Source organism: Paenibacillus sp. FSL R5-0527, from assembly GCF_038008055.1.
GTDB classification, from domain to species: domain Bacteria; phylum Bacillota; class Bacilli; order Paenibacillales; family Paenibacillaceae; genus Fontibacillus; species Fontibacillus macerans.
In genome coordinates, this window is sequence record NZ_JBBOYI010000007.1 from 1 (window position 1) to 3,855 (window position 3,855).

Here is a 3,855-nt window from a genome sequence, read left to right on the forward strand (position 1 = left end):
GGAACAAATCATCAACCACTTTTTTAATTTGCAGTTCAACTGTTTTGCTCATTTCAATCTCTCCTTTTGGTTAAATAGCCTTCTCCGAAAACTTGCAATTTTCTTCAACCCATTTGCTAACTTCCGACCAAAGGACTCTTGTTTGCCTAACTCCAAAGTTGTAAAATGGAAATCCAGCACGCCTTTTTAATTCATAGGCGTATACTCTACTGATTTTTAACCTTTCGGCCATTTCAGGAATGGTTATAAGTTCTTCGTTCATCTCGGTCACCCCTTAACCAGTTCATCAATGGTTACGCCAAGAGTTTCAGAAAGCTTAACAAGCGTATCGGCGGTTGGCCCTTTCTTCTTATTTCCCAAGGAGTAGAGCATGGAGAGAAACTAAAAGTATTGCTTCCAAGGTTGCTAGCGCATCACTGACTGTTCTTTCCGATGTCGCCGCCAGCGTAATGAAGAAAACTTTAGGACTTGAATGAGAATCCCTCTTGGTTAAGAAATTCATGCAATTTCTTTAGAAAAGCATCGTATGTTTCACATGATCCGCTGGGATTGGAAAAAACTAATTTCAAGGACATCTCGCCACTTTCCAATCCCTGTTTGATCTCGTATCCTTGAACTCCCACCTTGATTTTTTCTTTACTCATCTTTCCTTCTACACCTCCTTAGGGGTTAGTTGGCAACTTCATCTTTTCTGTAATTTAATTCATCTTGTTCCCTACCCCATGATTCCAAGGCATTTACACTAAATACAGTTCGATTTCCAAGTTTTCTATGAGGTATTTTTTTTTGTCTACAAAGCCCATAAAGAGTCTGTGGGGATACTTTGAGCATTTTAGCCGCTTCATTAACATCAATAATTTCGTCATGTTTTACAATTGGATTTCTTATATTTGCCATAATCCGTTTTTCGGCCTCACGCACTGCTTCTTCAAAGAAAGTTTCCATCGCATTATGGAATGAAGATTTAAGCATGGATTTCCTCCCCTTTCAAAGCAATGTCAATTAGATTGCAATCACCGCCCAATCCATTAGAAATTTTCATTAGGGTTTTAACTCCAGGAAAATACCGGCCCGATTCCAAGTCGCAAACATAACTCCGAGACAAACCGCTCTTTTCTGCCAATTCTTCCTGTGTCATATTTCGGCGTTCTCGTTCTGTTTTGAGGATTTTTCCTAAAGTTTTTTTGTCGAGCATTCAAGTCACCTCCTGAATAAAATGTACAGTATACCAGACAAATAGTAAACAGCGATATTCCATTAAATAAAAGCATTTTGGAGATAATAAGGCTATTTATCTACTATTCACGTCATTTTGCTTAATATTACTTGTATTTACGCCATTTTAGTGCTTGTATTCACGTACTTTAAATCGTATACTTTAAACAAAAGTCTTGTTTACACGTCATTTAGTGAGGAGTCGTAGAAATTGTCTTTAGGTGAAAATATCAAGAAATTCCGCAAAGAAAACAAATTAACTCAAGAGGGACTTGCCAAATTAGCGAATTTATCTAGGTCATATATTGCAGATGTGGAAAAAGATCGCTATAGCCCGAGCCTCGAAACGCTAAAAACAATTGCGAACGCATTGGGGATTAAGGTTTCACAATTAATTGGGGAGGCTGAAACCGTTCAGAGTGGGGGTTACGTAATAAACAATGAAATTTTAACCGAGGACGAAAAAAGAATAGTTGAATTGGCGCTCAAACAGTACCGCGAGATGAAAGAATTAGCCAAAAAAGAAGCCGATAAATAAATTTTTAGGAGTGTTGTTATGTGAAAGGGAGTATTGAAAAAAGAGGGGAACGCTCTTGGAGATTGACAATTGATGTAGGCGAACTGCCAGATGGCACGCGCGATAGAAGAAGAAAAACCATAACCATCGATGATAAAGCCCTCTTGAAGACAACTAAAAGGCTACAAGATTATTTAGACGGTCAATTAGCAGCCTTTAAAGTAGAAATTGAAACCGGCGAATACATTAGTCCGGGCAAGTTTCTTTTTAAAGACTTTATTGAGTCAAAATACTACAATTACCTTAATAAGCTTTCTCCGAATACAATAGCCACTTATAAAGGGATCATTAAAAAGCACATCATTCCATTTTTCGGCGAAAACAAACCCATTGAAAAAATAAAGACGCTTCATTGCGTTGACTTTATGACCAGCATCGAACATTACTCCGTTAGCGTACAACGCAACTGTTACACGATTTTAAAAAGCATTTTTGGTAAAGCGAAACAATGGAAAGTCATACGCATCAACCCAATGAGCGGTGTAGATAGACCAAAAGGAGATACAAGATCAAAAAGGTATTATGATGCCGAACAAGCCGCCATGGTGTTATCTGAACTGCAAAAATTACCAGATAATTGGAGGTTGTTTTTTACCGGTTGCATGATCGGGGGGTTTAGACGCGGAGAAATGCTCGCACTCCAGTGGAACGATGTTGATTTTGACAATCAGACAATAACAGTTAGTAAATCTTTGGCGGCAGGACAGGTTATAAAGGAACCAAAATCAGATGCTTCAAAAAGATCGGTTAAAATGCCGAAGTGGTTCATGGATGATTTAGCTAATTTCAAAAGCAACTGGATTAAAGATAAGGAAGATAGTAGTGATTTGTGGCAAGGCGGCGAGGACGAATATATTTTTCATAATGGAATCGGCAAGCCATATTATAGGGTTGTTCCTTCACATCGATGGAAAAAGTTCACGACCGACCACGAACTCCCGCATATTCGTCTTCATGATCTTCGGCATACCGCTGCTACCTTACTACTTGAGGAAGGTGTGAGCCTCAAAGTAATTCAGGAGCGTCACGGCCACGCAGATTTCCAAACTACTGCTAATGTGTATTCTCACGTGACCAAGAAACTATCCGATGACGCCGTGAATAAACTCGAAAAATTTCGTCCCCAATCCGTCCCCGATTGACGTTATTTGTGGTATCGAATGCCTTTATTTATAGTAATAGCGCGGTATATTTGCTCACACATAACTAGGCGCATGAGCTGATTTTTTCTTGATATGTAGGGAATACAATGCGAAATAATATCCTCAATCCAAACTAATGACGTGAATTGTATTAATTGTAGTTACTAAATGTATTGGTTGTTGTTAATTTTGTCCCCAATTCAACCCCAATTAATAAAGAGCGGGCAACTAGACCCGCTCTTCTTTCTTTATTTTGACTGCCCGTCATAATAGCCGATTTCATAAGCAGTAATAAGCATTAATGAATTATCGTTATATAACTCTTCCAACTTTTCATACTCATGAATTTCTTGAGCGGGGATATACCTTTTTAGTTTCATGAAAATCCCAATAAATTCGTCGGCATTTTTTTGGTTAGCTGATTCACAAATAGCAGCCAATTCCTCTTTGGACTTGTCATTTAATTTTAGCATGTAATTATCCCCTTCTCTATTTGGTGTAAGTTGTTTACTACCGACCGACTAAATGATAAAATGACGACACAACTTGTCCGACAGTGAAAGGAGTAATTATGTAATTGAGTAAATTCTCCCGAGGGAGATGCAAACTCAATGATCTTATATTGTCTCGGGGCTGGACTCACGAAAAGTATGCGGATATTTCAGGACGTTCCGCCCGAATGATTTCCTACTTCTGCCGCAACGAAAGAACAATGCTTCCAGAAGATATTTACACGGCAATGAAAATATTCAAATGTGGCATAGAGGAAATATATGAATTCATTGAGAATGCTGCGGATTAATCCGCGCTCCCTCGGTACGTCCGAACAAATTGTTCGGAACGTTGTAGTATCTTTACTCCTACTTCTTTTTTAATTCACGATCAGCCCCCTTCCTTTTCATCAGTCCCCCTCCTACTGTA

At 38.7% G+C, this 3,855-nt stretch carries 8 protein-coding genes; 2 read left to right on the top strand and 6 right to left on the bottom strand.

Annotated elements, in window-relative coordinates:
- Positions 1-70: 70 nt before the first annotated feature.
- From NYE69_RS33350 to NYE69_RS33365, 4 genes are all read right to left on the bottom strand, one after another.
- Positions 71-262 (bottom strand): helix-turn-helix transcriptional regulator, encoded by a 192-nt coding sequence (locus NYE69_RS33350; protein ID WP_340930708.1) that lies wholly within the window; start codon positions 260-262, stop codon positions 71-73.
- A gap of 199 nt (positions 263-461) precedes the next feature.
- A complete protein-coding gene (locus tag NYE69_RS33355; RefSeq protein ID WP_340930710.1) occupies positions 462-644 on the bottom strand; it encodes a hypothetical protein in 183 nt (60 codons plus the stop codon).
- Positions 645-669: 25 nt separating this feature from the next.
- The gene (locus tag NYE69_RS33360; protein WP_340930711.1) at positions 670-972 is read right to left on the bottom strand and encodes a helix-turn-helix domain-containing protein; all 303 of its coding nucleotides are present in this window, start codon (positions 970-972) and stop codon (positions 670-672) included.
- Complete coding sequence (locus NYE69_RS33365) at positions 965-1,195, bottom strand: helix-turn-helix domain-containing protein (RefSeq protein ID WP_340930712.1); 231 nt, start codon at positions 1,193-1,195, stop codon at positions 965-967. The genes NYE69_RS33360 and NYE69_RS33365 overlap by 8 nt, the downstream gene beginning before the upstream one ends.
- Positions 1,196-1,426: 231 nt before the next feature.
- Between NYE69_RS33365 and NYE69_RS33370 the strand changes: the two genes are divergently transcribed.
- The gene (locus NYE69_RS33370) at positions 1,427-1,753 is read left to right on the top strand and encodes a helix-turn-helix domain-containing protein (RefSeq protein WP_340930713.1); all 327 of its coding nucleotides are present in this window, start codon (positions 1,427-1,429) and stop codon (positions 1,751-1,753) included.
- Between the two features lie 20 nt (positions 1,754-1,773).
- Entirely contained in the window at positions 1,774-2,934 is a 1,161-nt protein-coding gene (locus tag NYE69_RS33375) for a tyrosine-type recombinase/integrase (protein WP_340930714.1), read from the top strand.
- Positions 2,935-2,936: 2 nt separating this feature from the next.
- Here NYE69_RS33375 and NYE69_RS33875 read toward each other — a convergent pair whose 3' ends face one another.
- On the bottom strand, positions 2,937-3,008 hold the full coding sequence (locus NYE69_RS33875; protein ID WP_373872291.1) for a 23S rRNA (pseudouridine(1915)-N(3))-methyltransferase RlmH: 72 nt from the start codon (positions 3,006-3,008) through the stop codon (positions 2,937-2,939).
- 174 nt (positions 3,009-3,182) lie between these two features.
- A complete protein-coding gene (locus NYE69_RS33380) occupies positions 3,183-3,407 on the bottom strand; it encodes a hypothetical protein (protein WP_213510163.1) in 225 nt (74 codons plus the stop codon).
- Positions 3,408-3,855: the final 448 nt, after the last annotated feature.